The following is a 26,681-nucleotide window of genomic DNA, read 5'->3' as shown; positions in this document are numbered from 1 at the left end:
CGGACCGTCCGCGGCTCCGGGCGCGGAACGGATCACGAACCGGACACAGCACACGTCCCACCCCCGCCCGGAGTGATCGAAGTCACTCCTCCCGGCCTGGTGGACGCTTCGGAAATGACCGGACACAGCGGGCGACCCCTCGGGGAAGACCCCTAGACCTGGAGCTGCGCCTCCACCCAGGGGAGTACGTCCCAGGTCATGGCTCATCCTCGGGGAGGCCCGGCAATCGGTACGAAGGCATGACGCCCGCGATGGGCCCCGCGCCTAGATTTGAGGTCAAGCGGCGGGTGTAGCACTCGTCCCCCGAGGTCAGACACCCGCCGCTGCCGACGACAACCGAAACGGTCAGGAGAGGGACCATGGCCCACACGGCACCGCGACGTCCCGCGTTCGCAGCCCGCCGGACGGGCCGTCGCCACCCCTTGGTGGCGACGCTCATGGCCCTTCCCCTGGCGGCCCTGCTCCTGCTCGTCTTCGACGGCTGGGAGACGGTGGCCACACAGGCGTCGTCCGTGGGTGCGATGCTGGGGCGCTGAGCGGCGACCCCAGGCCCGGAAGAGCGGTCCGGGCGGGGACATCCATCCAGGAAACCCCGTGGGGACGGGGGTGCGGCGGACGGCACAAATGCCGGCGCAGCTGGGGAGCTGCGCCGGCATTGCGCCGTTTACGGGGCGATCAGGGGCTTGCGGTACGGCTTCCGGGTGCGGTGCGGTGCGGTGCGGTGCGGTGCGCTGCGGTGCCGTGCGGGGTGCGTGCGGGTGCGGCTGCCGGTCCGTCGTGGCTGGTCGCGCAGTTCCCCGCGCCCCTCGGGAGCTGCAGTGCCGGCGCCTTCGAAGTGCTGCCGCACCCGCTCGGCATCAGCACCGGGCAACAGCGCACCCCCGCTCCCGAAAGCGACGTACGCTCACCTCACCGCCCCTCGACCGCAGAGGCCCCGTTGACCCTCCTCCCCGCGCTCACCGCAAAGGCGAGAGCCGCCGCCCACCCGGACAACGCCGGATCCCCCTGCGCCTGCGCCGACACCCCCGTCCCCCTCGCCGACCGCCCCGACGCCACCGTCGTACGGCATGCCGACACGGTCGCAAAGGCCCACGCCCCGGGCACGGACCCCGCCGAGCTGGCCCTCCGCCTGGCCACCGCCGCCCGCCTCCCGGACGTCCTCCTGCCCCCGCTCACTCCGGCCCCCACCCCGGTGCAGGGCCGCTTGGTGACCTTCTGGCCGTACGGCACCCCCGTGGACCCCGACGCCCCGGACGCGGCCCCCTGGGAAGCCACCGCCACCCTCCTCGCCCGCCTGCACCGCACGCCCCCGCCCGACGGCCTCCCCGCGATGCGCGGTCCCGCCAAAGCCGCCCGCGCCCTCGCCCGGCTCCACACGGCCCTGCGCGCCCAACCCCACCCCGCGGCCGCCCCCGTCCTCGCCGCCTGGGCCGCCCTCCCCGACTGGGCCCGCGCCGAGGCCCCCATGCCGGGCACCCCCGTCCTCTGCCACGGCGACCTGCACCTCGGCCAGCTCGTCCGGCACCCGGCGCCGGACGGCCCCTGGCGACTGATCGACGTCGACGACCTGGGGACCGGCGTCGCGGCCTGGGACCTCGCCCGCCCCGCCGCCTGGTACGCCTGCGGGCTCCTCCCGCCCGACGAGTGGACGCGTTTCCTCGGCGCGTACCAGCGGGCCGGCGGCCCCGCCGTACCCGCGGCCGGCGACCCCTGGCCCGTCCTCGACGTCCCGGCCCGCGCGCTGACCGTGCAGACGGCCGCCCTCGCCGTCACCAAGGCGCTCGCGGCCGGCCGTCCGCTGGACGAGGTGGAGCTGGCCGTCATCGACGCATGTGCCCGAATGGCCCCGATTCCAGAAGAGTTGGCGCCCGGGGAGACGGGCTAGGCTGCAACCGGCCAGGGCTGGACGGAGTCTGTCCTGGGGAAACACGAAGCAGGACCGACCGGCGAGGAGTTGAGCCGACCATGCAGTGTCCGAAGTGCCATGCGCCGATGCACACCTACAACCGCAACGGCGTTCAGATCGAGCAGTGCAGCGGCTGTCGCGGCATCTTCCTCGACTACGGCGAGCTGGAGGCGCTGACCCAGCTGGAGGCCCAGTGGTCGAAGTCCGTCCCCCCGGCCCCGCCCGCCGCCCCGTACCCGGCCCCGCACGCGCCCGCCTGGGGCGCCCCGCACGGCGGCCACCACGAAGGTCACCACGGCGGTCACGGTCACTACGGCCACCACGGCCACAAGAGCTGGGCCCACATGCTCTTCTCCAGCTGATCCGGCTGATCCGGCTGATCCAACCGATCCAGCGGGGCGCACGAAGAAGCCCCTGGCCGTACGAGACGGCCGGGGGCTCTTTGCTGTGTGGACGATACTGGGATTGAACCAGTGACCTCTTCCGTGTCAGGGAAGCGCTCTCCCGCTGAGCTAATCGTCCGCAGACTGTGACCGGTGAGTCACAGGCGGTGCGCGATACTGGGATTGAACCAGTGACCTCTTCCGTGTCAGGGAAGCGCTCTCCCGCTGAGCTAATCGCGCGGGTGGGGATCTTCGAGAAGACCCGTGGATCTTGCGAGAAGATCCAGTGGACGATACTGGGATTGAACCAGTGACCTCTTCCGTGTCAGGGAAGCGCTCTCCCGCTGAGCTAATCGTCCTTGGAGGTGGAGACGGGATTTGAACCCGTGTAGACGGCTTTGCAGGCCGTTGCCTCGCCTCTCGGCCACTCCACCAGGAGTGTAGGGGATCGGGATGACCCCTTCTTCCTTCGAGCGGACGACGAGGCTCGAACTCGCGACCTCAACCTTGGCAAGGTTGCGCTCTACCAACTGAGCTACGTCCGCCTGTCGTTTCGGTCCGCTTCCGCGTCCCGGCGACGTGTTGAACTCTAGCGGATTCCCGGGCCAGTACAAAAACGCGTTTGCGCAGCGTGTGCCGCTGCCCTCGGCGGACCCCGTGGCCGGGGCCCCCGCCGGGACATCCCGGGGCCACCTGTCGGACACCCGACCTAGACTCGTCCACGTGCTCCACCACCCTTCCCGGCTTCCCGCTCTGGCCCGTTTCGGCGACCGCGTCGCCACCGGTCTCCTCGACGTCACCAGCGACCCCGCCGCCCTGGACTCCACGGGCTTCTGGGCCGTCTGCGCCGACTTCGAGGGCCGGCTGACCTGCGCCCGCTTCGCGGACGTACGTGAGGAGCCGGTGCCCGCCCCAGTGCCGGGCGGCTGGCGGGGCCCGGCGGTGGGGGACTGGACCTCCTCCCTGGACCGGGGCGCCTATACGGCGGCCGTCCACCGGATACGCGAGCACATCGCGGCCGGCGAGGTCTACCAGGCCAACCTCTGCCGGGTGCTCAGCGCGCCCGTCGCCCCGGACGCCGATGTGGACGCCCTGACCGCCCTGCTGGCCCGCGGCAACCCGGCGCCGTACGCCGGAACGATCCGGCTGCCGGAGCACGGCGTGGAGATCGCCACCGCCTCGCCCGAGCTGTTCCTGCACCGGGACGGGCGGGTCGTGGAGTCGGGGCCCATCAAGGGCACCGGACGCACGGAGGCGGACCTCCTGGAGAAGGACTACGCCGAGAACGTGATGATCGTGGACCTGGTCCGCAACGACCTCGGGCGTGTCTGCACGACCGGCAGCGTGACCGTCCCGGACCTGTGCGCGGTGGAGAAGCACCCCGGCCTGGTCCACCTGGTCTCCACCGTCCGCGGCGAGCTGCGCGACGGCGCCGGGTGGCCGGAGCTCCTCGCGGCCGCCTTCCCGCCCGGTTCGGTGACCGGCGCGCCGAAGTCGAGCGCCCTGCGGATCATCGAGGCCCTGGAGACCGCCCCGCGCGGGCCGTACTGCGGCGGCATCGGCTGGGTCGACGCCGACCGGGGCACGGGCGAGCTGGCCGTGGGCATCCGCACCTTCTGGATCGACCGGGCCGAGGGCGCCCTGCGCTTCGGCACCGGTGCCGGCATCACCTGGGGATCGGACCCCGAGGGCGAGTGGCGGGAGACCGAGCTGAAGGCGTCCCGGCTGCTCGCGGTAGCGTCGGGAGCGTACGAGGCGAGTGGAGGGTTGTTCGCATGAGGATCTGGCTGGACGGCGGGCTGCGGGACCTGGAGTCCGCCCATGTCTCCGTCTTCGACCACGGGCTCACCGTCGGCGACGGCATCTTCGAGACGGTGAAGGCGGTCGGCGGAAGGCCGTTCGCGCTCACCCGCCACCTCGACCGGCTGACCCGCTCGGCCCGCGGCCTCGGTCTGCCCGACCCGGACCACGACGAGGTCCGCGAGGCTTGTGCGGCCGTCCTGGAGGCCAACCCGATGCCGCTCGGCCGGCTGCGCATCACCTACACCGGAGGCCACGGCCCGCTCGGCTCCGACCGCGGCGAGCACGGCCCGACCCTCGTGGTCGCCCTCGGCGAGACCACCCGCCGCCCGGACACCACCGCCGTGATCACCGTCCCGTGGACCCGCAACGAACGCGGCGCCCTCACCGGCCTGAAGACCACCTCCTACGCCGAGAACGTCGTCGCGCTCGCCCGCGCCCATGAACACGGCGCCTCGGAAGCGCTGTTCGGCAACACGGTCGGACAGCTCTGCGAGGGCACCGGGTCGAACGTCTTCGTCGTCCTGGACGGCGAGCTCCACACCCCGCCGGTCGCCTCCGGCTGCCTCCCCGGCATCACCCGCGCGCTGGCCGTCGAGTGGACCGGCGCCAAGGAGACCGACCTGCCGCTGGACGTCCTGCTCCGCGCCGACGAGGTCTTCCTCACCTCGACCCTGCGGGACGTCCAGGCCGTGCACCGGGTCGACGACCGCGAGCTGCCCGGCACCCCGGGCCCGGTGACCGCCAAGGCCATGCGGATCTTCGACGAGCGGTCCGGGCAGGATCTGGACCCCTGAGCCGGGTCTGCGCACCGGGCCCGGGCCCGTCCACCGGCCGCTGAGCCCCGCCAGCGGCCGTGGCCCGGGAAAACGGGCTGACTTGAGGGTCGGCCGTGGGTAGAACACCAGTGATGACCACGACCCTGCGGCCGCTCGAGCCGCTCCGGCACAACCCCGACGGCACGCGCTCCCGCCGCTACCAGGTGTGCGTGAACAGCCGTCCTGTCGGCGAGATCCACCTCGGCACCTCGCCGTCCTTCGGCGACTCGGTGGCCCGCGTCATCGACCTGTGGATCGCCGAGCCCGACCGACGGCGCGGCCGGGGCACGGTGGCCGCGCTCGCCGCCGAGGAGGTCGTGCGGGGCTGGGGCTGCACCCAGATCGAGACCCTCGTCCCCGCCTCGGCCGACATCGCCCTCCGGATGTTCGGCGCCCTCGGCTACACCCTGCGCAACCGCGGCATGGAGAAGCACCTCGGCACCATCCCGCCCGAACTGCCGCCGGGCACCCGCGCGCGGCCCATGACCGGCGTCGAGTTCGACGCGTGGAAGGAGCGGGAGCGCGAGAACTACGCGCGGCTGTGGATCGATCGTGGCATCCCCGAGGCCACGGCCCGCGCCAAGGCCCGCAGCGACCACGAAAGCCTGCTGTCGCACGGACTCGCGACCGACGGCATGCTCTTCAGCGTCCTGGAGCACGAAGGGGCCCGGGTGGGCACGCTGTGGGTGGCCCTGCAGGACACCAAGGCGTACGTGTTCGTCGTCGAGATCGACGCGGCCCACCGTGGCCGGGGACACGGCCGTACGCTCATGCTGCTGGCGGAGCGCCAGGCCATCGAGGCCGGTCGGGCGGTCCTCGGCCTCAATGTGCACGCGGGCAACACCCCGGCCGAGCGGCTGTACGAGTCACTCGGCTACGAGACGGTGACCCACTCGCTCTCCAAACCCCTGCTGTAGGGCACCGAGCCCTGCTGTAGGCACCGAGCCCCTGCTGCGGGGCTCAGGCGCTCTGCTCGCCCAGCAGCCGGTCGGCGATCTCCTCGATGCGCTCGCGCAGCCCCTCCTGGCTCTTGCCGCCGTCGAGGCGTTCGCCGCCGATGACGTACGTCGGGGTGCCGGTCACGCCGATCGCCTTGCCCTCGGCCTGGTCGGCGTCCACGATCAGGATGTGCCGGCCGTCGATCAGCGCGGTGTCGAACTCCTCGGCGTCCAGCCCGAGTTCACGGGCCACCTCGACCAGGAAGGGTTCTCCCTTACGGTCCAGCTCCTCGACCCGCTCCAGCACGGCCTCGACGTACGGCCAGCCCGTGCCCTGCTCCAGCGCCTCCTCGGCGGCCTGCGCGGCGGCGAAGGCGTGCTTGTGCTTCTCCAGCGGGAAGTGCCGCAGCCGCAGCTCCAGCCGGTCGCCGTAGCGGGCGCGCAGGGCGCGGACGTCGTCCAGGGCGGTGCGGCAGTCGGGGCACTGCAGTTCGCACCAGACGTCGAGAACGAGGACGTCGGTGCGTGCGGGGGAGGAGTCGCTCATGCCGACCAGTCTTCCAGGCCGGACGCGAGCGACCCAATCGGGACGGCACGGCTGCGGCGCCCCGGCCCTGCACCGGCACCCCAGGAGGAGACGACCCGGAGATGTCCCTGATGTCCCGCCGGAGCATGGCATCGCGAGGACGAAACGGTGCAGGATGGAGGAGACGGGGACGGCGCGCCGTGCCGGTGTGCCGTGTCCGCCACGTTGCTGTTCCTGCTGTTTCCCCTACGTCCGCTACCAACCCTGCTTCCCTTGCTTCCACTGACCGAGCCCGCCAGGAGGACCGGATGATTGCCGAGACCGTCTGCTCCGCCGCGTCCGTGGCGGGCCTGGGCATCGCGGTGGTCACGGCCTACCGCAAGCGTTTCCTCGCGGCGGCCCGCATCGCGGCCTACTCGCTGGTGCCGGTCGGCCTGGTGATGACCGGGGTCGTCGGCTGGCTCGCCGACACCGCTTTCAGCCCCACCGCCTGGGCGGGCTTCGGGGTGCTGGGCGGCGCCTGGCTCCTGTTCACGGGCACCCGGGCGGTCGAACGCCGGCGCGGCGGCACCCGCGCCGAGCGCAAGGCGGCCCGCGGCGACCGGACCGAGGCCATGGCTCCGGGGGCCTCCGCACCCTCCCTGGGCGCGGGCACCCGCCCCGCGACCGGGTCCGCGACCGCCCCGCGCGCCCAGGGCTCCGCCGACGACTTCAGCGACATCGAGGCGATCCTCAAGAAGCACGGCATATGACAGCTGCATGCCACCGCGGTGACGCTACGACCCCGCGGGCGCCCTTCGGACTGAAACGACACAGAGCGTCGCGCTGACGTCCGGAACCGTTCACAACCCGAAGCAAGTCGGACGAGACGGCGCCGAATGCGGCAACTCCCGCATATCGCTGGCGTGCTGATCGCGTACAGGGTCCCTCCTGCGTCATGATCTGCCGCGAGATGCTGGACACGAGACAGAGCGAGGCCGCGCCGCCGAAGGACGAGCCGCGCGGGTGCCTCTTCGCCCTATCCCAGCCACCGCTGATGATCTTCCTTGCGGTGATCGGGTGTCTGCTGCTCATGGCTGCGCTGCACGACCTGCTGTTGCTGTGAGCCGTACACGTCCGTCCCGGCGCCACCCGCCGGGACCGACGTCGCCTACCGGTCCGTGGCCACCCTGGGCGAAACCCCGGAGGCCGTCTCGACCCCTCGAACCTGGTGCACCCTCGCCTCGGGCCTGGAGATTCAGTCCGTCGCTTCCTTGCGGCGGGCCCGGTAGGCGGCCACGTGGAGCCGGTTGCCGCAGGTGCGGCTGTCGCAGTAGCGGCGTGAGCGGTTGCGGGAGAGGTCGACGAAGGCGCGCCGGCAGTCCGGTGCCTCGCAGCGCCGCAGCCGCTCCTGCTCCCCGGCCACCACGAAGAAGGCGAGCGCCATCCCGCCGTCGGCGGCGAGATGGTCGGCCATGGAGGCGCCGGGTGCGAAGTAGTGCACATGCCAGTCGTAGCCGTCGTGGTCCGTCAGGCGCGGGGTGGTGCCCGCCGCGGCGACCAGCTCGTTGATCAGGCCGGCGGCGGAGCGGGCGTCCGGCGCCGCGAAGATCGCCGCGAAGCGCCCCCGGACCCTGCGCACCGCCGAGAGATCGAACTCCGACAGCACACCGACATCGCTGATGTCGTGGTTTCGTACGAATTCCGCGAGAGCCGGGACATCGGGCAGTCCGTCGGCCGCCGCGTCGTCCTCCGGCGCGGTGTTCACCAGATCCACCACGGTGTCGAGGGCGCACCGGGTGTCGTGGGTGATCAGCACGTTTCGCTCCCTGGCCTGAGGGTCGGGCGGATGCCCGCCGATGGTGGCCGATGGTAGCGACAACCCCGTCCGTCGCACCGTCCGCCGCCCGACCTCGATTGCCCGTACAACGCCGCGATGCCCGAGGCGGTTCCCGCACCGCGGCGAGCCGCACAGGCCATGCCCCGGGCGGGACCGTGCGGGCACAGGCCGGCGCCGTCCCGCGAAACGCTCACGGTGACGGCGCCGGGCTGTGCCGTATGCGGTTGTCTTGGCCCGAGCCGTCTCCCCGAGTGGACGGCGCCGGGCTGCTTTCGGAGGCCGCGACCTAGCTCTCCGCCAGGATGTGTGAGAGCTCCTGATCCAGATCGAAGTGCCGGTGTTCCGTGCCGGGCGGCACGGCGGCGTCGGTTCGCTTCAGGAAGGACTCCAGGGCCCGCGCCGGGGCCTCGAGCAGAGCTTCCCCCTCCGGAGAGCTGAGGGCGATGCACACGACGCCCTGACCATGACTGCGGGATGGCCAGACGCGGACGTCGCCGGTGCCGGTGGGCCGGTGAAGCCCCTCGGCGAGGAGGTCGCGGGCGAACACCCACTCGACGGTCTCCTCGGCTCCGGTGTGGAAGGTGGCGTGCACGGCGTAGGGGTCGGCCGTGTCGTACCGCAGGCCTGCGGGGACAGGCAGGGAGGACTCGCTCGACACAACGAGGCGCAGGTGCAGCTCGCAGCTGACCGTGGTGTTCATAAGCGCCAGGGCCTTTCGCTCAGTGTGCGCTCGGGGATTCGCACGTCGGCGAAATCGACATGCCACCTACGATGCCGTTGTAAACCCCTCTGAGGGTTTTGCGTGTCTTTACGTAACTCTTCCGGCCGAGAACTCGTACGGGATCTACGACCATTCCGGTGACTGGATTCACTCCGGTAGGGTTTGTCTGTATGAATACGGGGAGTGACGAGTCGGGCGAGGTCGCCGTGGCAGCGGACGAGGCGAGGACGGACCGGCCCGAAGCGGGGCAGGACGCCCGGTCCGGGGATAGCGCCGGGCTCGGATCCCGGGCGCCGGAATTCATCAAGGCCCGTCGGCTGCTGCACCTGAGCTGGCAGGTCGGCGTCTTCGTGGTCGGCCTCGCGGTCGTCGTCACCGGGATCATCTTGCTGCCGCTGCCCGGACCCGGCTGGGTGGTGATCTTCGGCGGCATGGCGATCTGGGCGACCGAGTTCGTCTGGGCCCAGCTCGTGCTCCGCTGGACCAAACGCAAGGTCACCGAGGCCGCCCAGCGGGCACTCGATCCCAGGGTGCGCCGCCGCAACATCACACTGACCGTGATCGGGCTGGTGATCGTGGCCGTGCTGGTCGGGGTCTACGCGTGGAAGTTCGGCCTCGTCATGCCGTGGAAGATCAAGGATCAGTGACCCGACCGCGCCGCCCGGGCGCCCAGCGCCCCGGCCCCCTGGTCGGAGGCACCGCCTGACATGGGGTAATGTTCTTCCTGCGCCCGGGCGATTAGCTCAGTGGGAGAGCGCTTCGTTCACACCGAAGAGGTCACTGGTTCGAACCCAGTATCGCCCACCCGGACCGACGGCCCACCTGCGACAGAGCAGGTGGGCCGTCGGCGTATGCGCGTCCGGGCCGGTCGACGGGGCCTTGCCCAGCCGGCTCCGCCACGTTCCGGTGAGCGAGCGTGGCGGGCGGGCAACGGACCCCAGCCGCCACCGAGACCGGTGGTCTCACGGAGGCCGGTGGTCCTGCCAGGACCGGTGGTCTCGCCTGGGCCGGTGATCCCGCCTGGGCCGGTGATCCCGCCAAGACTGGTCTCGCCGAGGCTGGTGGCCCCGCTGAGGTCGGTGGCTCTGCCAAGACCGGTGGTCCGCCATGGTCGGTGGTCTCACGGAGGCCGGTGGTCCTGCCAAGATCGGTGGTCCCGCCAAGATCGGTGGTCCCGCCAAGACCGGTGGCCCTACTGAGGCCGGTGGTCCGCCAAGAGCAGTGGTCTCACCGAGGCCGGTGGCCCAGCTTAGGCCGATGGTCCCGCCGCCAGTGGTCCGCCAAGGCCGATGGCCCAGGCAAGGACAGGCCTGAGGCACCAAGTCCGGCACCCGGACGCCACCGCACGCCCGTGCCGATCGGCGCGCTATCCGCAGAGGCACCCGAGGCGAGGCCCACCGGACCCTTGTCCCGAGGCCCGCCGGACCCTTGTCCCTTGGCCCGCCGGATCCTCATCCCGACGCCCGCCGAGCAGGTCGCCTTTTGCCGAACCGGCAAATTTCCTCGTGCCCACCAGCCCGCCCACCGCACGATCATCGCCACCGGCGGCGACCGCACAGGCGTTCCCCGGCTCGTCACCGGACAGCAGCCGCACACCCGCACCCCGCCCCCCGGCCCCCCCCCGCACCCCGCCCCCTCGCACCAGCACTCCCCACCCGCCCCGCCCCCCAGGAGGCCCCATGCCCGGGAATCCCGCCCCGACCCCCACTCCCACCGCCACCCACCACCTGGTCCCCACTCCGGCCGGGCGCACCCACCTCGTGGAGCAGGGCCGTGGCCCCCTCGTGTTGCTGGTGCACGGGTTCCCGGAGTCCTGGTACTCCTGGCGGCACCAGTTGCCGGCCCTGGCCGCCGCCGGCTACCGCGCCGTGGCCGTCGACGTCCGGGGCTACGGCCGTTCCTCCAAGCCGGCGGCCGTGGACGCGTACCGGATGCTCGACCTGGTCGCGGACAACGTCGCCGTCGTGGAGGCCCTGGGGGAGGAGTCCGCGGTGGTCGTCGGGCACGACTGGGGCGCCACGATCGCCGCCACCTCCGCTCTGACCAGGCCCGATGTGTTCCGGGCCGTGGGTCTGCTGGGCGTTCCGTACACCCCGCCCGGCGGTCCGCGGCCCAGCGAGGTCTTCGCGCGGATGGGCGGGGACGAGGAGTTCTACGTCTCCTACTTCCAACAGCCGGGCCGGGCCGAGGCGGAGATCGAGCCCGATGTGCGCGGCTGGCTCGCGGGCTTCTACGCCGCCCTGTCCGCGGACACGATGCCCGCTCCCGGCGCCCCCGCCCCGTACTTCGTCGGTCGCGGCGGCACGCTGCGTGAACGCTTTCCCGCCGGCCCGCTTCCGGCCTGGCTGAGCGAGGGCGAACTCGACTTCCTGGCCGGGGAGTTCGAGCGGGCCGGACTGACCGGGGCGCTGAACCGCTATCGGAACATGGACCGGGACTGGGCGGACCTGGCAGGTCACGAGGGTGCGCCGATCGCGCAGCCGTCGCTGTTCGTCGGCGGTGGCCTGGACGCCTCGCTCGCCTGGCTGACCGACGCCGTCAAGGCGTACCCCGAGACGCTGCCCGGGCTCCTCGGCTCGCACATCCTCGACGGCTGCGGCCACTTCGTCCAGCAGGAGCGCCCGGAGGAGACGAACCGGATCCTGATCGACTGGCTCGCCGCCCTGCCCGGCTGACGCCCCCTTACGGAGGGGCCCGGGGTGCGTCATGGGAACCAGCAGGAATCTTGAGAGGTGTACGATCCTGAAGTCGGCCGGGGCCTCGCGGTTCCGGGGACGGGACGGTGACGATCCGTTACTCCTGGTGGGGTGCCGAGGAGCGGGCCAAGAAGATCAACCGGACCATCGCGCTCTTCGAGAAGAAGTACCCGAAGATCAAGGTCAAGACCGACTTCCAGACGTACGCGTCCTTCTGGGAGAAGTTCCAGACCCAGGCCGCCGGCGGAAATCCCCCGGACGTTTTCCAAAATGCCGTCACCTTTCTCCGGAAGTACGACAAGCGAGGAATTCTGCTCGACCTCACGTCACAGGTGCAGGCAGGAAATCTGACCCTGGATCACTTCCGGGACGGTGTGACGAAGGTGGGCGAGGTCGACGGAAAGCAGCTCGGAATTCCCGTCGGTTCCAACACCATGGCGCTCGTCGTCGACAAGAAGGTGTTCCAGAAGGCCGGTGTCGAGCCGCACCCGGGATGGACCTGGGACGACTGCTTCAAGGCCCTGAAGACCGTCGCCAGCACGGCAAGGCGTTCTTCACCAAGGACGGACTCGGCTTCGACAAGGCCGATCTGACTCAGTGGTGGACCGACGGCTACAACCGCGTCAAGGCGGGCATCGTCACCGACCCGAAGGTCGTCGCCCAGGACGACCCCAAGTCCCCTCTCTTCGCAGGCCACGGCGCCTCCGAGTTCACCTGGGACAACTTCACCGTCCGCTACGAGAGCGAAGGCGACAGCGCCTATGGCCTCGCACCGATCCCCACCACGGACGGCAAGCACACCGGCCAGTACCTCGCCTCCCTGATGCTCAGCGCCTCCGCGCACACCTCCCACCCCAAGGAGGTCGCCCAGTTCGACCAGGTGGAGATGCGCCGTTGGTACGGCTTCTGGGACTACGGCGACATCATGCACACCTACGACTCCGCCCGGCACGTCTGGCGCTACGACGTCGGCGGCTACGCCTGGGACAACTCCGAGCTGTCGCCGCCCTGGTGTCGGCATGGCTCACGGAGTGGGAGCGCAAGGGACCCAAGTGGGAGAAGGCCAGGGCGCGCGTGCTATCCACCATGGCGGGCTGTGCGCCGAGCTCATCCATCTCGTCGACATGCCCGCGTTCAAGACGGCCTACCTGGACTACTGCCGCTACTTCAATGCCACCAAGGCCGAACAGAAGGCCCGTTAGGGCTCGGACTTCGGCACCCTGCTGCTCTTCCAGGGCCATTCACGCCTGGACGCCTACACCGAGTCCGCCCGGCGACACCATGCCCTAGCCGGTGCCGGGGAGCGCCGTCGCACGGGCGGCGGCGCTCGCCCACCGAGTCTGCCCCGGCGCGCGGCGCGGCGCCTGAGTACGCGTACTCAGATCCCCGCCCTGCACCGGGCAGACTCTGCCCATGGACTGGACCCACTACCGCTTCCGCAGCCTGTGGTCCCTGCCCGCGCCGCCCGCCGCCGTGTACGCGGCGCTGGAGCGCCCAGAGGACTATCCGAGCTGGTGGCCGCAGGTCCGCTCGGTGACGCGGCTCGACGACGACACGGGTGTGATCACCATCCGGTCCGTGCTGCCGTACGACATGACCGTCACCGCACGCCGGACCCGCCACGACCCCGGCGCCGGTGTGCTGGAGGTCACCCTGTCCGGTGACCTCGAGGGCTGGGTGCGCTGGACGGTCACCGCCGAGGGCCCAGGCACCCTGGCCCGCTACGACCAGGAAGTCCACGTGCACAAGCCACTGCTCCGCCGGCTCGCCGTACCCGGCCGCCCGGTCTTCCGGGCCAACCACCGCCTGATGATGTGGTCCGGGCGGCGTGGGCTGCTGCGCCGGCTGCAAGCGGTTTGAAGGATCGGCGCCCGGACCTGTATTGTTCAGTGCGTTCCCGGGCGATTAGCTCAGTGGGAGAGCGCTTCGTTCACACCGAAGAGGTCACTGGTTCGAACCCAGTATCGCCCACCGGGAGAAGGCCGGTCCGCACACGCGGACCGGCCTTCCGCGTGTTCATGCCGCCGCCGGCAGCTCCGGCCGCAGGGGCCAGTCCGTGCTGACGATCTCCTCCGAGCCGCTGCGCGCGAACCACGCCTGGAGCCCGCGGGCCTGTGCCGCGTGCCAGTTGGCCTGGAGGGTGTGCAGCTCGGCGGGGGTCAGGCGCTCAAGACGGGTCGCGAAACGGCGGCCCAGGGCCCGTACGACCTCCAGGGCGGCCAGCGCGTCCGCGCCCGCGTCGTGCGCGTCCTGCAGCGTCACGCCGTAGTGGTCGCACAGGTCGGTCAGCGTGCGGCGGCCCTTGCGGTAGCGGTCCAGGTGCTTGTCCAGCACCCGCGGGTCCAGCACCCTCAGCTGCACCGACTCGAACCAGCGGTCCAGCGACGACGCCCGGTGCCGGCGCAACTCCCGGTCCAGCAACGTGAGATCGAAGGGCGCGTTCATCACCACCAGCGGGCGGCCCATCGCCGCGTGCTCCGCCAGCTGCTCGGCTATCTCGTACATCACCGGCGCCGGCCAGCGGCCGTTGTGCTGCAGGTGCTCCTCCGTCAGCCCGTGCACCGCCGTCGCCGCCTCGGGCACCGGCACCCCCGGGTTCACCAGCCAGCGGGAAACCCGGGGCCGGGTACCCGGCGCGTCCTGGACGACGACGGCGGCCGACACGATCCGGTCGGTCTCGACGTCCACGCCCGTCGTCTCCGTGTCGAAGGCGGCCAGCGGCCCCTCGTACCAGTACGTCATCCCAACCCAACTCCTCGTTCACCCAGGGCAGGTGACGTTCCGTCTTCTGCCCGTTTGGTGATACCCGGGCCGTTTGCGCCGTACGCCGCGAGGAGACAACAGGAGTACGGGTCTTTGCAGTTCAGCGGCCCGCAGCGGGGACACTCATTGCCTGGAAGGCTGTTGGTCATGGCCATAGCGCAGCCCGAGCGGGGCGGGCTGCTGCCCGATCGCGCGGGCCCCCTCCGCGGCACGCTCGCCACCACCGCCTGCATGGAGACACTGCAGGTCGGCTATCTGCACGCGGTCGCCGCCGCGGCCGGCTGCTCGCTGTCCCAGCCCTTCCCGGACAACGGCATCGACTGGCACGTCAGTCACAGCGCGCCCGGACACACCGTCGACGACGAGGTCACGATCAAGGTGCAGCTGAAGGCCACGTACCAGGTCGCGCCGAACCCTCCGGGGCGCCACTTCTCCTTCACCCTCGACAACGACCACCTGCGCAAGCTCGCCCGCACCCCGGTCTCGGTGCACAAGGTCCTGGTCGTCATGCTCGTCCCGCGCTCGCAGGACGACTGGCTGCGCGCCAGCCACGACCGGCTCGACCTCAGGCACTGCTGCTACTGGGTGAACCTGGCCGGCCACCCCATCACCGGCCGGAACCGGACCACCGTGCGGATCCCGACCTCGCGCATCTTCGACGACCGGGCGCTGTGCGAGATCATGACGCGGGTCGGGACGGGAGGCAGGCCATGAGGATCCGCCCCTACGAGGAGCTGCCACGCCAGGTCCGGCCGCATCCGGACGACCTCGCCTGGCACCGGCCCCCCGACCCCGCCCAGGTCGACCCCGCCGTGCTCGGCGCCCTGCTGCACCGGCACGGCTGGCAGCGGCGCGGCGGAGCCCCGGGACGCTACGGCCGCTGGACCCCGCCGGGGCCGGGCGGTGGCGGGACCAGCCTGCTGGTGCCGGAGAGCCGGGCCTTCCCCGACAGCGAGGACCTGCTCGGCGAGGCCCTCGACGCCCTCGCCCGCAGCGAGACGCCCGCCGCCCGCGAGGTGCTGATCTCCCTCGCCGTACCCAGCGACGAGATCCGCTGGCGACGGGACACCCCGAGCGGACCGGTCGGCGCCGCGCCCTGGACCGCGGACGAGCAACTGCGCGGCGCCGCCCGGCAGATGCTGCTCGCCGCCGCCCTCGCCACACGCGCGCGTGCCGGTTACTACGGCGCCCGCCACCGCCGCGCCGCCGCCGCCCTCCTGGACGACGTCCTCGTCGGCCCCTCCGCCGAGGGACGCCACCTCACCGCCTTCGTGCCCGTGCCCACCGGCCGCTCCCTCGCCGTCCGCCTCCACCAGGCGCTGTACGCGGCCCGCGAGGCCATCGACTACCAGCGGGCCACCGGCGGCATGGACGCCTTCGACGGCGCCGTCGAGGCCGGAGTCAGCCGCGAGCTGACCGAGGCGCTGGCCGTGCTCGTCCGGGGCACCGAGGGCGCCCGGATCGCCGTCGCCTGGGCGCCGGGCGCCGGCGTCCCCGAGGGCTGCGCCCCCTCGGCCGAACCCGTCGAGTTCTCACCCGGCGACCTGCCCGTCCTGCGCGAGGCCGCCGCCCGCTATCTGCGCGAGGAACCCTCCGTGCCGGTCCGCATCACCGGCGCCGTCGTCCGCATGCGCCGCTCCGGCCCCGGCGGCGAGGGCACCGTACGGCTGCGCGTCCTCACCGGTGCGGACGTGCCGCACGTCCGCGTCACCCTGGACGAGGAGGACTACCGCATCGCAGGCCACGCCCACCTCGTCGGCCTGCCGGTGCGCGTGCACGGCCGGCTGGAGCGCCGGGGCGGCTTCCGCCGGCTCACCGGCGCCTCCGGGGTCGTACCCGTGCAGGTCGACGAGGGGGAGCGGGACCGGCTGCTGAAGTCCCTGCAGGAGAACCTCGACTTCTTCGAGGAGGCGTGCGGGGACAGGGAGCCGGGAGAGTACGGGGACGAGGACTGAGCAGTATCGGACAGGGGACTGAGGGTGACCGTTTCGCGGTCGGTGCCGTGGGGTCGGTACGATCGCCTGTGCGCGCGTTCCTGGTACGGCGCCGCACCCCACCTTCAGTCAGGAGAGACCGGTGTCAGACGTCCGTGTGATCATCCAACGCGATTCCGAGCGGGAAGAACGCGTGGTGACGACGGGCACTACGGCCGCCGACCTCTTCGCGGGCGAGCGCTCGATCATCGCCGCGCGCGTGGGCGGTGAGCTGAAGGACCTCGCCCACGAGCTGTCCGAGGGTGACGAGGTCGAGGGTGTAGAGATCTCGTCCGAGGACGGCCTGAACATCCTGCGCCACTCCACCGCGCACGTCATGGCCCAGGCCGTGCAGGAGCTGTTCCCCGAGGCGAAGCTGGGCATCGGCCCGCCCGTCAAGGACGGCTTCTACTACGACTTCGACGTCGAGAAGCCGTTCACGCCCGAGGATCTCAAGGCCATCGAGAAGAAGATGCAGGAGATCCAGAAGCGGGGGCAGAAGTTCGCCCGCCGTGTGGTGACCGACGAGGCCGCCCGCGAGGAGCTGGCCGACGAGCCGTACAAGCTGGAGCTGATCGGCCTCAAGGGCTCGGCCTCGCACGACGACGGCGCGGACGTCGAGGTCGGCGCCGGCGAGCTGACGATCTACGACAACCTGGACGCCAAGACCGGCGAGCTGTGCTGGAAGGACCTCTGCCGCGGTCCGCACCTGCCCTCCACCCGCCTGATCCCGGCGTTCAAGCTGATGCGCAACGCGGCCGCCTACTGGCGCGGCAGCGAGAAGAACCCGATGCTGCAGCGCATCTACGGCACCGCCTGGCCGTCCAAGGACGAGCTGAAGGGCTACCTGGACTTCCTCGCCGAGGCCGAGAAGCGCGACCACCGCAAGCTCGGCACCGAACTGGACCTCTTCTCCATCCCCGAGCAGATCGGCTCCGGCCTCGCCGTCTTCCACCCCAGGGGCGGCATCGTCCGCCGGGTCATGGAGGACTACTCGCGCCGCCGCCACGAGGAAGAGGGCTACGAGTTCGTCTACACCCCGCACGCCACGAAGGGGAAGCTCTTCGAGACGTCCGGGCACCTGGACTGGTACGCCGAGGGCATGTACCCGCCCATGCAGCTCGACGAGGGCGTGGACTACTACCTCAAGCCCATGAACTGCCCGATGCACAACCTGATCTTCGACGCGCGCGGCCGCTCCTACCGCGAACTGCCGCTGCGTCTCTTCGAGTTCGGGACCGTGTACCGGTACGAGAAGTCGGGCGTCGTGCACGGCCTGACCCGCGCCCGCGGCTTCACGCAGGACGACGCGCACATCTACTGCACCCGTGAGCAGATGTCCGAGGAGCTGGACAAGACGCTCACCTTCGTCCTCGGCCTGCTGCGCGACTACGGCCTGACCGACTTCTACCTGGAGCTGTCCACCAAGGACCCGGAGAAGTTCGTCGGTTCCGACGAGGTCTGGGAGGAGGCGACCGAGACCCTGCGCCAGGTCGCCGAGAAGCAGGGCCTGCCCCTCGTCCCGGACCCGGGCGGCGCCGCCTTCTACGGCCCGAAGATCTCCGTGCAGGCCAAGGACGCGATCGGCCGTACCTGGCAGATGTCGACCATCCAGCTCGACTTCAACCTGCCCGAGCGGTTCAACCTGGAGTACACGGGCCCGGACGGCTCGAAGCAGCGCCCGGTGATGATCCACCGAGCCCTCTTCGGCTCGATCGAGCGCTTCTTCGCGGTGCTCCTGGAGCACTACGCGGGCGCGTTCCCGGCGTGGCTGGCGCCGGTGCAGGCGCTGGGCATCCCGATCGGCGACGCGCACGTGGAGTACCTGCAGAAGTTCGCGGCGGCGGCCCGGAAGAAGGGCCTGCGCGTCGAGGTGGACTCCTCCTCGGACCGTATGCAGAAGAAGATCCGCAACGCCCAGAAGCAGAAGGTGCCCTTCATGGTCATCGCGGGCGACGAGGACATGTCGAACGGCTCGGTGTCCTTCCGCTACCGCGACGGCTCCCAGGAGAACGGCATCCCCTTCGACGAGGCCATCGCCAAGATCGCTCAAGTCGTGGTGGAGCGGGCCCAGGTCTGAACCGCCTGATTCCGAGGCCCCCGGGGTTCTCCCCGGGGGCCTTCCCTGTCCGCAGGCGGGACGCCATATGCTGCACAGCATGACGAGTGAGCCGGAGCAGCAGATCGGAGTGGGGACGCAGGACGCGTTCCAGCGCCTGTGGACGCCCCACCGGATGGCCTACATCCAGGGCGAGAACAAGCCGACCGGTCCGGGGGCCGACGACGGCTGCCCCTTCTGCTCGATCCCGGCCAAGTCCGACGAGGACGGACTGATCGTCCGGCGCGGGGAGCATGTGTACGCCGTCCTCAACCTCTACCCGTACAACGGCGGCCACCTGATGACCGTGCCGTACCGGCACGTCGCCGACTACACCGAGCTGACCGGGCCGGAGACCGCCGAGCTGGCCGAGCTGACCAAGCAGGCGATGACGGCCCTGCGTACCGCCTCCGGCGCGCACGGCTTCAACATCGGCATGAACCAGGGCACGGTCGCGGGCGCCGGTATCGCCGCCCACCTGCACCAGCACATCGTGCCGCGCTGGGGCGGCGACACGAACTTCATGCCGGTCGTGGGCCACACGAAGGTGCTGCCGCAGCTTCTGGCCGACACCAGGAAGATGCTGGCCGAGGCCTGGCCGGCATAGGCCCGGGTGCGCTCTGCCGAGGGCACCGCTCACGCGTCGTACAGGTCGGCTTTCCTGGGCGCCACATCCTGCACCAGCCCGCTGAGGATGCCGGACCGCGTCCCGAACTTCTCCGTGTCCACGCCGTTCTCCTCCAGCACCCTGATCGCCGCCGAGTGCACCACCCGTAGCACCGGCGTGGCCGCGCGCAGCGCGTCGTCGGCCATGAAGCGGTGCCGCCACGGCTGGTCGGCCCAGGCGTGCCGCAGGCCGAACGGCTCAGGCAGGGTCACCGAGCCGCCGAGCCAGTTGAGCAGCGGCGGATACCAGCTCAGCGGGGCGCGCGTCGCGAGCCGTACCACCTCGTCGGTGGTGACCAGGGGCAGCATGACCTTCCGGGTCTCCCAGGGCTTGAGCGACTTGGCGACCTCCTTGCTCGGCGGCTCCGGCTTGGAGGTGAACAGGGGGTTCACCGGTCCCAGCGCGTGCCCGGTGACCTCGATGCGCAGCGTCTCGTGCAGCACGGTCACGGTGATCAGCATGGTGATGACCAGCTGCCCGTCCCACAGCGTCCACTGCACACCCAGATAGTGCCGGTCGCCGCTGCCGAACTGCTGCTTGTTGCAGATCTCCTGTATCGCGTGCGGCTTGACCTGGAAGGCCTCGACGTCGGTGCCCTCGGGCCGGGACACCTCAGCGGCCTTCTCACCGATCGGCGTGACGATCCAGTGCTTGATGGATGCCTTGGGGAAGCCGCCGGTGTTCAGCGGGCCGCGCTCCAGCAGGGCGAGCTGGTCGTGGATCGCGCGTATGACGTCCCAGCTGCGGAAGGGGTGGATCTCCCGGGTCGGGTCGGCGGCCACCAGGTCCTCGGCGAGCTGCCAGGAACCCCAGCGGGTGCCCATGCCGAGTATGCCCTTGGGGCCTGCGTAGAAGACCGAGTTGGATTGCTGCTCGGCGCCGAGCCGGGCCAGCGACTGGCGCAGTTCCTCGGCGGCGGTCTGGTTCGGACCGCTCGGCACGGCCTCGGGGACCTTGGCGCCGACGCTGGTGCCCGAGAGCAGGCCGCCCCAGCGGGCCCGTAGGTCCTTGGCCGTGCTCTCGCAGATCCGCTTGGCCCAGAACCAGCCCAGCACGGGCACGACGACGCACGCCCGGGCATACCACGCCCAGAAGCCGTGGAACGGCATCTTGATCAGGAACAGCGCGGCGAGCACGCCGACACCGAGGAGCAGGGCGGTGGCGAGCGCGCCGACCCGTTTGTCGTCGCGCTTGGCGACGAACGTGCGCAGCTGGAAGACCAGCAGCCAGGCGATCAGTCCGGGCAGGAACAGCACTCCGCACAGGACGGTGACGGCCGTCAGACGGTTGTCGCGCTCCCGGCGGATGTTGTTGGCCGCGAGGCAGTGCTCGACGACGAACTGGGGCTCGGAGCCGAAGGACTGGATGAGCGGCTTGCGGCCGGGAGCGAGCATCCGGGCGACCACGGCCCGCGAGAACGCCTCACCGAGGTTGGGCCGCAGCAGCGCGATCCGGCCGGTATTGACGGTCGTCTGGTGCCATTCGTTGTCGGCCTTCTTGATCTCGTCCATCGGGCTGTCCCGGTATGCCGCGGAGGCCAGCGCGGCCGTCGCCGCCTGACTCGCGTCGCCCGAGACGGGTACCTGGGGCCCGTCCCACTCCGTTCCCAACGACATTCCCGCCCCCATCGCCGCCGGTTTCGCTTCTGCGGCCTTCCCGACTTCCTCGCTCCGCACACCTGTTGAACAGGCCGACGCGTCGATTACCCGTCACCACCGGACGACTGCGGCACGACGCGATCAGGTGATCAGCGTATCCGCCGCCACCGACAACCCGCGGGCGGACGGCCGAAGCCGCCCGCCCGCGCTCCCGGCGCGAAGTGGTGAACTACCCGTTCTCGCCCGCCTGTTCGCGGATCCGTTCGGCGATCTGCGGCGGCATCGGCTCGTGCCGGGCGTAGGAGCGGTCGAAACGGGCCGTGCCGTGCGACAGCGAGCGCAGGTCCACGGCGTACCGGCCGATCTCGAACTCGGGCACCTCGGCCCGGATCAGGGTCCGCCCCGAGCCCACCTGTTCGGTGCCGAGCAACCGCCCGCGCCGGCTGGACAGGTCGCTCATCACCGCGCCCACGTAGTCGTCGCCGACCAGCACGGACACCTCGGCCACCGGCTCCAGCAGATGGATCTTCGCGTCGGCCGCGGCCTCGCGCAGTGCCAGGGCGCCCGCGGTCTGGAAGGCGGCGTCGGAGGAGTCCACCGAGTGCGCCTTGCCGTCCAGCAGCGTGATCCGCACGTCCACCAGCGGGTATCCGGCGGCGACCCCCTTGGCGGCCTGCGCCCGTACGCCCTTCTCCACGGACGGGATGAACTGGCGCGGTACGGCGCCGCCGACCACCTTGTCCACGAACTCGATGCCCGAGCCACCCGGCAGCGGCTCCACCTCGATCTCGCAGATGGCGTACTGGCCGTGCCCGCCGGACTGCTTCACGTGCCGCCCGCGCCCGGCGGCCTTGTTCGCGAACGTCTCCCGGAGGGAGACCTTGTGCGGCACGACGTCGACCTGGACGCCGTAGCGGCTGCGCAGCCGCTCCAGGGCGACGTCCGCGTGGGCCTCGCCCAGGCACCACAGGACCACCTGGTGGGTGTCCTGGTTCTGCTCCAGACGCATCGTCGGGTCCTCGGCCACCAGCCGGGACAGGCCTTGCGAGAGCTTGTCCTCGTCGGCCTTGCTGTGCGCCTGGATCGCGAGCGGCAGCAGCGGGTCGGGCATCCGCCAGGGCTCCATCAGGAGCGGGTCGTCCTTGGCGGAGAGCGTGTCCCCGGTCTCGGCACGGCCGAGCTTGGCCACGCACACCAGGTCGCCGGCGACGGCGTGCGTCACCGGGCGCTGCTGTTTGCCGAAGGGCATGGACAGGGCGCCGACCTTCTCGTCGACATCGTGGTCCTCGTGGCCGCGGTCGGTCAGTCCGTGCCCGGAGACGTGCACCGTCTGGTCGGGGCGCAGAGTGCCCGAGAACAGGCGCACCAGGGAGACGCGGCCGACGTAGGGGTCGGAGGAGGTCTTCACGACCTCGGCGACCAGCGGTCCGCCGGTGTCGCACGGCTTCAGCCGGCGCGCCTTGCCGTCGACGGTGGTGACCTCGGGCAGCGGATGCTCGAACGGGGTCGGGAAGCCGCCGGTGACCAGCTCCAGCAGCTCGACCGTGCCGAGCCCCTGCTTGGCGCCGTCGGCGGCGGGGGCGGCGGCCAGGACGGGGAAGAAGGAGCCGCGGGCGACGGCCCGCTCCAGGTCCTGGATCAGCGTCTTGACGTCGACCTGCTCGCCACCGAGATAGCGGTCCATGAGGGTCTCGTCCTCGCTCTCGGCGATGATCCCCTCGATGAGCCGGTTGCGGGCCTCCTCGATGTGCGGCAGCTGGTCCTCGCCGGGCTCGGACTCCTTGCGCTCGCCGGTCGAGTAGTCGAACACCTTCTGCGACAGCAGCCCGACCAGCCCGGTCACGGGCGCGTGCCCGTCGGGACCCTCGGGTCCGCGCAGCGGCAGATACAGCGGCAGCACCGCGTCCGGGTCGTCGCCGCCGAAGGCCTCGGCGCACGTACGTGTCATCTCCTCGAAGTCCGCGCGTGCGGCCTCCAGGTGTGTGATCACGATCGCGCGCGGCATCCCGACGGCCGCGCACTCCTCCCAGACCATCCGCGTGGAGCCGTCCACGCCGTCCGAGGCCGAGACGACGAAGAGGGCCGCGTCCGCCGCACGCAGACCGGCCCTGAGCTCCCCGACGAAATCGGCGTATCCGGGAGTGTCGAGGACGTTGATCTTGATGCCGTCCCATTCGACCGGCACCAGGGAGAGCTGTACGGAGCGCTGCTGCCGGTGCTCGATCTCGTCGTAGTCCGAGACGGTTCCGCCGTCCTCCACGCGGCCCGCCCGGTTCACCGCCCCCGCACTCAGCGCGAGGGCCTCCACCAGAGTCGTCTTGCCCGAACCGGAGTGGCCGACCAGCACCACGTTCCGTACGGATGCGGGCTGGTCGGCCTCCAGAGCCCTGCCGGCGGCCCCGGGGTGGTGTGTCTGTGTCTTGTCGCCCATGATCCTGCCTCCCGTGCACGGTGAGGTCATGTGTGGGCGCGGACGTGCGGGACCCGCGTGCACTGGCGGCTCCGGCGACGCCCGCGGTTATTCGAGCTTTCCACTCCCGTCACGCTGCGTCCATACGAACGACAGCCACGGCCGCCGATCGCGCCGCGCGCGCCCGCGTACGGCGGCGCATACCGGTTCGCGCCACGGGCCGTGGGTGCCCGCCCGTCACGCACGCACGCGCGTGGCTACGATGGGCCAGCCGGAGGCCACCAGGGGCCGCGGCGACACCGACCGTCGGGAAGGCCATGCTGAACAAGTACGCGCGTGCATTCTTCACGCGTGTCCTCACGCCGTTCGCCGCGTTTCTCATCCGGCGGGGGGTCAGCCCAGACACGGTCACGCTCATCGGCACGGCCGGAGTGGTCGCGGGAGCGCTGGTCTTCTACCCCCGGGGAGAGTTCTTCTGGGGCACGGTCGTGATCACCCTGTTCGTCTTCTCCGACCTGGTCGACGGCAACATGGCCCGGCAGCTGGGCCGCTCCAGCCGCTGGGGCGCCTTCCTGGACTCCACCCTCGACCGGGTCGCCGACGGCGCCATCTTCGGCGGCTTCGCGCTCTGGTACGCGGGCAACGGCCACAACAACGCCCTGTGCGCCGTCTCGATCTTCTGCCTGGCCAGCGGCCAGGTGGTGTCGTACACCAAGGCGCGCGGCGAGTCGATCGGGCTGCCGGTCGCCGTCAACGGGCTCGTCGAGCGCGCCGAGCGGCTGGTGATCTCGCTGGTCGCGGCCGGTTTCGCGGGCTTCCACAAGTTCGGTGTGCCGGGCATCCAGTGGCTGCTGCCGATCGCCCTGTGGATCGTCGCCGTCGGCAGCCTCGTCACGCTGATCCAGCGGGTCGTCACCGTGCGCCGCGAGTCCGCGGAGGCCGAGGCCGCCGCGGCCCGGCAGAGCCCCAGCGAGGCCGCGAAGTGAGCGCCGCCGAACGGCTCACCGACGGGCTGTACGGCGTCGGCTGGAGCACCGTCAAGAAGCTCCCCGAACCCGCCGCGGTCCGTCTCGGCCGTACCATCGCCGACCTCGCCTGGAAGCAGCGCGGCAAGGGCGTACAGCGCCTCGAGTCCAACTACGCGCGCGTGCTGCCCGACGCCGGCCCGGAGCGCCTGCGCGAGCTGTCCCGCGCGGGCATGCGCTCGTACCTGCGCTACTGGATGGAGTCCTTCCGGCTGCCGGCCTGGAGCCGCGAGCGCATAAAGACGGGCTTCGACCCGAAGGACGTGCACTACCTCACCGACGGGCTCGCCTCCCCCCAGGGCGTCATCCTCGCCCTGCCGCACATGGGCAACTACGACCTGGCCGGCGCCTGGGTCACCACCAAGCTGGAGACGCCGTTCACCACGGTCGCCGAGCGGCTGAAGCCCGAGACGCTGTACGACCGTTTCGTCGCCTACCGCGAGGGTCTCGGCATGGAGGTCCTGCCGCACAGCGGCGGCTCCGCCTTCGGCACCCTGGCCCGGCGGCTGCGTGACGGCGGTCTGGTCTGCCTGGTCGCCGACCGGGACCTGTCCGCCTCCGGTGTCGAGGTCGACTTCTTCGGCGAGCGGACCCGGATGCCCGCGGGCCCGGCTCTGCTCGCCCAGCAGACCGGCGCGCTGCTACTGCCGGTCACGCTCTGGTACGACGACTCGCCCGTCATGCAGGGCCGTGTGCACCCCCCGATCGAGGTACCGGAGTCAGGTACGCGCGCCGAGAAGACGTCTGTCATGACACAGGCGCTGGCCGACGCCTTCGCCACCGGGATCGCCGACCATCCGGAGGACTGGCACATGCTCCAGCGCTTGTGGCTCGCCGACCTCGACCCCGCGAAGGGACCCTCGTGAGAATCGGGATCGTCTGCCCGTACTCCTGGGACGTGCCCGGCGGGGTCCAGTTCCACATCCGCGACCTCGCCGAGTACTTCCTCCGCCTCGGGCACGACGTCTCCGTGCTCGCCCCGGCCGACGACGACACCCCGCTGCCGCCGTACGTCGTCTCGGCCGGCCGCGCGGTCCCGGTGCCGTACAACGGCTCGGTGGCCCGGCTGAACTTCGGCTTCCTGTCGGCCGCGCGGGTACGGCGCTGGCTGCACGAGGGCGCCTTCGACGTGGTCCACATCCACGAGCCGACCTCGCCCTCGCTGGGCCTGCTGACCTGCTGGGCGGCGTCCGGCCCGATCGTGGCCACCTTCCACACGTCCAACCCGCGCTCGCGCGCGATGATCGCCGCGTACTCCATCCTCCAGGCCGCCCTGGAGAAGATCAGCGCCCGGATCGCGGTCAGCGAGTACGCCCGCCGGACGCTGGTCGAGCACCTCGGCGGAGACGCGGTGGTCATCCCCAACGGCGTCGACGTGGACTTCTTCGCGAAGGCCGAGCCGAAGCCGGAGTGGCAGGGCGACACCATCGGCTTCATCGGCCGCATCGACGAGCCCCGCAAGGGCCTGCCGGTCCTCATGAAGGCCCTGCCGAAGATCCTCGCCGCCCGCCCGCAGACCCGGCTGCTGGTCGCGGGGCGCGGCGACGAGGAGGCGGCCGTCGAGGACCTGCCGAAGGAGCTGCGCTCGCGCGTGGAGTTCCTCGGCATGATCAGCGACGAGGACAAGGCGAGCTTCCTGCGCAGCGTCGACCTGTACGTCGCGCCCAACACCGGAGGCGAGAGCTTCGGCATCATCCTGGTGGAGGCGATGTCCGCGGGCGCCCCTGTCCTCGCCTCCGACCTGGACGCCTTCGTGCAGGTCCTGGACCAGGGCGAGGCGGGCGAGGTCTTCGCCAACGAGGACGCCGACGCACTCGCCGAGGTGGCCGTACGGCTCCTGGAGGACCCAGCCCGCCGCACCGAGCTGCGCGAACGCGGCAGCGCCCATGTACGGCGCTTCGACTGGTCGACGGTCGGCGCGGACATCCTGTCCGTCTACGAAACGGTCACGGCCGGCGCGGCAGCGGTCGCCGCGGACGAGCGCACGACGGGGCTCCGGGCACGCTTCGGGCTCGCCCGCGACTGAGACCACGAACACGGTCCGGGCTGCAGGGGCCGATCGGCCGGAGCGGTGCCGCAACGCGGGCGCGGGACACACCCGACCGACACGAACCCGACCCACCCCACGACCACAGCCACGCCCTCCCGGTCCCAGCCTTCCCCGGCTACCGCAGACCGTGCGGAGCCTCAGCGCCAGCCGGCCCACGACGCACTGGGGCCGGCCGTACCACCCGGCGTCGGCCCTCGCGGACGGTGCGGATCCTTGGTCTCGGCCGGTCCACCACCTAGCGCCTGGCCCAGCCCGATTCCCCCCGGCACCAGCCGATGCCAGCCACCACGGACCGTGCGGAGCCTCAGCCTCGGCCGGGCCGCCTTGCACCTGGCCCAGCCCGATTCCTCCCCGCACCACAGTGGCACCGCCCACCGCGAACAGGCAGAGCCTCAGCCCCGGCCGGGCCGCCCCAGGCCACCAGCCCCCGGCCCAGCCCGCGAGTCACAGGACGGCCCGGACGCTTCCGGGGTCCGCGGGGACCGGTCCG

Annotated in this window: 25 protein-coding genes, 7 tRNA genes and 2 pseudogenes; 22 read left to right on the top strand and 12 right to left on the bottom strand. The window is 71.4% G+C overall.

Annotated features, from left to right (window positions below; translation table 11 throughout):
• Positions 1–359: 359 nt before the first annotated feature.
• A complete protein-coding gene (locus ACWC0C_RS26090) occupies positions 360–536 on the top strand; it encodes a hypothetical protein (protein ID WP_450866189.1) in 177 nt (58 codons plus the stop codon).
• Between the two features lie 128 nt (positions 537–664).
• Here the strand turns inward: ACWC0C_RS26090 and ACWC0C_RS26085 are convergent, their stop codons facing one another.
• Entirely contained in the window at positions 665–871 is a 207-nt protein-coding gene (locus tag ACWC0C_RS26085; protein ID WP_450866187.1) for a hypothetical protein, read from the bottom strand.
• A gap of 66 nt (positions 872–937) precedes the next feature.
• Between ACWC0C_RS26085 and ACWC0C_RS26080 the strand changes: the two genes are divergently transcribed.
• On the top strand, positions 938–1,885 hold the full coding sequence (locus ACWC0C_RS26080; protein WP_450866186.1) for an aminoglycoside phosphotransferase family protein: 948 nt from the start codon (positions 938–940) through the stop codon (positions 1,883–1,885).
• 80 nt (positions 1,886–1,965) lie between these two features.
• Positions 1,966–2,268: a TFIIB-type zinc ribbon-containing protein gene (locus ACWC0C_RS26075; RefSeq protein ID WP_450866184.1), complete on the top strand. Its 303-nt coding sequence runs from the start codon at positions 1,966–1,968 to the stop codon at positions 2,266–2,268.
• Positions 2,269–2,356: 88 nt separating this feature from the next.
• Here the strand turns inward: ACWC0C_RS26075 and ACWC0C_RS26070 are convergent.
• The 5 genes from ACWC0C_RS26070 to ACWC0C_RS26050 all read right to left on the bottom strand — a co-directional run bounded on the left by ACWC0C_RS26070 (position 2,357) and on the right by ACWC0C_RS26050 (position 2,834).
• Positions 2,357–2,428, bottom strand: a tRNA-Val gene (locus tag ACWC0C_RS26070).
• A 29-nt stretch (positions 2,429–2,457) separates the two neighbouring features.
• Positions 2,458–2,529: transfer RNA gene (locus tag ACWC0C_RS26065), tRNA-Val, on the bottom strand.
• Between the two features lie 47 nt (positions 2,530–2,576).
• Positions 2,577–2,648, bottom strand: a tRNA-Val gene (locus ACWC0C_RS26060).
• 1 nt (position 2,649) lies between these two features.
• Positions 2,650–2,723 (bottom strand) — tRNA-Cys (locus ACWC0C_RS26055).
• A 38-nt stretch (positions 2,724–2,761) separates the two neighbouring features.
• A tRNA-Gly gene (locus ACWC0C_RS26050) sits at positions 2,762–2,834 on the bottom strand.
• A gap of 178 nt (positions 2,835–3,012) precedes the next feature.
• Here ACWC0C_RS26050 and ACWC0C_RS26045 point away from each other — a divergent pair.
• From ACWC0C_RS26045 to ACWC0C_RS26035, 3 genes are all read left to right on the top strand, one after another.
• Entirely contained in the window at positions 3,013–4,068 is a 1,056-nt protein-coding gene (locus tag ACWC0C_RS26045) for a chorismate-binding protein (RefSeq protein ID WP_450866182.1), read from the top strand.
• On the top strand, positions 4,065–4,886 hold the full coding sequence (locus ACWC0C_RS26040; protein WP_450866180.1) for an aminotransferase class IV: 822 nt from the start codon (positions 4,065–4,067) through the stop codon (positions 4,884–4,886). Before ACWC0C_RS26045 ends, ACWC0C_RS26040 begins: the two co-directional genes overlap by 4 nt.
• 113 nt (positions 4,887–4,999) lie before the next feature.
• Entirely contained in the window at positions 5,000–5,824 is an 825-nt protein-coding gene (locus tag ACWC0C_RS26035; RefSeq protein ID WP_449196675.1) for a GNAT family N-acetyltransferase, read from the top strand.
• A gap of 43 nt (positions 5,825–5,867) precedes the next feature.
• Here the strand turns inward: ACWC0C_RS26035 and ACWC0C_RS26030 are convergent, their stop codons facing one another.
• Complete coding sequence (locus ACWC0C_RS26030; protein ID WP_450866178.1) at positions 5,868–6,392, bottom strand: DsbA family protein; 525 nt, start codon at positions 6,390–6,392, stop codon at positions 5,868–5,870.
• Between the two features lie 287 nt (positions 6,393–6,679).
• On the opposite strand from ACWC0C_RS26030, the gene ACWC0C_RS26025 reads away from it, so the two are divergent.
• Positions 6,680–7,123, top strand: coding sequence for a hypothetical protein (locus ACWC0C_RS26025; RefSeq protein ID WP_449196677.1), 444 nt, complete (start codon positions 6,680–6,682; stop codon positions 7,121–7,123).
• A gap of 200 nt (positions 7,124–7,323) precedes the next feature.
• Positions 7,324–7,476 carry a hypothetical protein gene (locus ACWC0C_RS26020; RefSeq protein WP_165289388.1) on the top strand — a complete coding sequence of 51 codons (153 nt, stop codon included), beginning with the start codon at positions 7,324–7,326 and terminating at the stop codon, positions 7,474–7,476.
• Between the two features lie 132 nt (positions 7,477–7,608).
• Here ACWC0C_RS26020 and ACWC0C_RS26015 read toward each other — a convergent pair whose 3' ends face one another.
• Entirely contained in the window at positions 7,609–8,169 is a 561-nt protein-coding gene (locus ACWC0C_RS26015; protein WP_450866176.1) for a CGNR zinc finger domain-containing protein, read from the bottom strand.
• Between the two features lie 307 nt (positions 8,170–8,476).
• Complete coding sequence (locus ACWC0C_RS26010) at positions 8,477–8,890, bottom strand: SsgA family sporulation/cell division regulator (RefSeq protein WP_004002642.1); 414 nt, start codon at positions 8,888–8,890, stop codon at positions 8,477–8,479.
• A gap of 191 nt (positions 8,891–9,081) precedes the next feature.
• On the opposite strand from ACWC0C_RS26010, the gene ACWC0C_RS26005 reads away from it, so the two are divergent.
• The 7 genes and pseudogenes from ACWC0C_RS26005 to ACWC0C_RS25975 all read left to right on the top strand — a co-directional run bounded on the left by ACWC0C_RS26005 (position 9,082) and on the right by ACWC0C_RS25975 (position 13,578).
• Positions 9,082–9,558, top strand: coding sequence for a TIGR02611 family protein (locus tag ACWC0C_RS26005; RefSeq protein WP_449196679.1), 477 nt, complete (start codon positions 9,082–9,084; stop codon positions 9,556–9,558).
• Between the two features lie 85 nt (positions 9,559–9,643).
• Positions 9,644–9,715: transfer RNA gene (locus tag ACWC0C_RS26000), tRNA-Val, on the top strand.
• Positions 9,716–10,590: 875 nt separating this feature from the next.
• Positions 10,591–11,586: an alpha/beta fold hydrolase gene (locus ACWC0C_RS25995; protein ID WP_450866174.1), complete on the top strand. Its 996-nt coding sequence runs from the start codon at positions 10,591–10,593 to the stop codon at positions 11,584–11,586.
• A gap of 31 nt (positions 11,587–11,617) precedes the next feature.
• A pseudogene (locus tag ACWC0C_RS25990) lies at positions 11,618–12,481 on the top strand (ABC transporter substrate-binding protein); the annotation flags it as partial.
• Positions 12,482–12,806: pseudogene (locus ACWC0C_RS25985) on the top strand (exo-rhamnogalacturonan lyase family protein); the annotation flags it as partial.
• 214 nt (positions 12,807–13,020) lie between these two features.
• Positions 13,021–13,467 carry an SRPBCC family protein gene (locus ACWC0C_RS25980; protein ID WP_450866173.1) on the top strand — a complete coding sequence of 149 codons (447 nt, stop codon included), beginning with the start codon at positions 13,021–13,023 and terminating at the stop codon, positions 13,465–13,467.
• Between the two features lie 39 nt (positions 13,468–13,506).
• Positions 13,507–13,578 (top strand) — tRNA-Val (locus ACWC0C_RS25975).
• A gap of 45 nt (positions 13,579–13,623) precedes the next feature.
• On the opposite strand, the gene ACWC0C_RS25970 is transcribed toward ACWC0C_RS25975, so the two are convergent.
• Entirely contained in the window at positions 13,624–14,349 is a 726-nt protein-coding gene (locus tag ACWC0C_RS25970) for an exonuclease domain-containing protein (protein ID WP_449196682.1), read from the bottom strand.
• Between the two features lie 168 nt (positions 14,350–14,517).
• Here ACWC0C_RS25970 and ACWC0C_RS25965 point away from each other — a divergent pair, with 168 nt between their 5' ends.
• From ACWC0C_RS25965 to ACWC0C_RS25950, 4 genes are all read left to right on the top strand, one after another.
• A complete protein-coding gene (locus tag ACWC0C_RS25965) occupies positions 14,518–15,084 on the top strand; it encodes a DUF4365 domain-containing protein (RefSeq protein ID WP_449196683.1) in 567 nt (188 codons plus the stop codon).
• Entirely contained in the window at positions 15,081–16,325 is a 1,245-nt protein-coding gene (locus tag ACWC0C_RS25960) for a hypothetical protein (RefSeq protein ID WP_450866171.1), read from the top strand. The genes ACWC0C_RS25965 and ACWC0C_RS25960 overlap by 4 nt, the downstream gene beginning before the upstream one ends.
• 121 nt (positions 16,326–16,446) lie before the next feature.
• Complete coding sequence (thrS, locus tag ACWC0C_RS25955; protein ID WP_449196685.1) at positions 16,447–18,423, top strand: threonine--tRNA ligase; 1,977 nt, start codon at positions 16,447–16,449, stop codon at positions 18,421–18,423.
• Between the two features lie 67 nt (positions 18,424–18,490).
• Entirely contained in the window at positions 18,491–19,048 is a 558-nt protein-coding gene (locus tag ACWC0C_RS25950; RefSeq protein ID WP_449196686.1) for an HIT family protein, read from the top strand.
• A 29-nt stretch (positions 19,049–19,077) separates the two neighbouring features.
• Here ACWC0C_RS25950 and ACWC0C_RS25945 read toward each other — a convergent pair whose 3' ends face one another.
• Both ACWC0C_RS25945 and ACWC0C_RS25940 read right to left on the bottom strand, forming a co-directional pair.
• Positions 19,078–20,724 (bottom strand): hypothetical protein, encoded by a 1,647-nt coding sequence (locus ACWC0C_RS25945; protein ID WP_449196687.1) that lies wholly within the window; start codon positions 20,722–20,724, stop codon positions 19,078–19,080.
• Positions 20,725–20,935: 211 nt separating this feature from the next.
• Positions 20,936–23,137: an elongation factor G-like protein EF-G2 gene (locus tag ACWC0C_RS25940; RefSeq protein ID WP_449196688.1), complete on the bottom strand. Its 2,202-nt coding sequence runs from the start codon at positions 23,135–23,137 to the stop codon at positions 20,936–20,938.
• Between the two features lie 296 nt (positions 23,138–23,433).
• Here ACWC0C_RS25940 and pgsA point away from each other — a divergent pair, with 296 nt between their 5' ends.
• Genes pgsA through ACWC0C_RS25925 form a run of 3 tightly spaced genes read left to right on the top strand, consistent with a single transcriptional unit; the run spans position 23,434 to position 26,167 of the window.
• Complete coding sequence (gene pgsA, locus ACWC0C_RS25935; RefSeq protein ID WP_449196689.1) at positions 23,434–24,102, top strand: phosphatidylinositol phosphate synthase; 669 nt, start codon at positions 23,434–23,436, stop codon at positions 24,100–24,102.
• A complete protein-coding gene (locus ACWC0C_RS25930; protein WP_449196690.1) occupies positions 24,099–25,007 on the top strand; it encodes a phosphatidylinositol mannoside acyltransferase in 909 nt (302 codons plus the stop codon). The genes pgsA and ACWC0C_RS25930 overlap by 4 nt, the downstream gene beginning before the upstream one ends.
• On the top strand, positions 25,004–26,167 hold the full coding sequence (locus ACWC0C_RS25925; protein WP_449196691.1) for a glycosyltransferase family 4 protein: 1,164 nt from the start codon (positions 25,004–25,006) through the stop codon (positions 26,165–26,167). The genes ACWC0C_RS25930 and ACWC0C_RS25925 overlap by 4 nt, the downstream gene beginning before the upstream one ends.
• Positions 26,168–26,681: the final 514 nt, after the last annotated feature.

This window comes from Streptomyces sp. NPDC001709 (assembly GCF_053596375.1).
The sequence above is the reverse complement of the archived record's forward strand: the minus strand, read 5'-3'. Positions and strand labels throughout refer to the sequence as shown.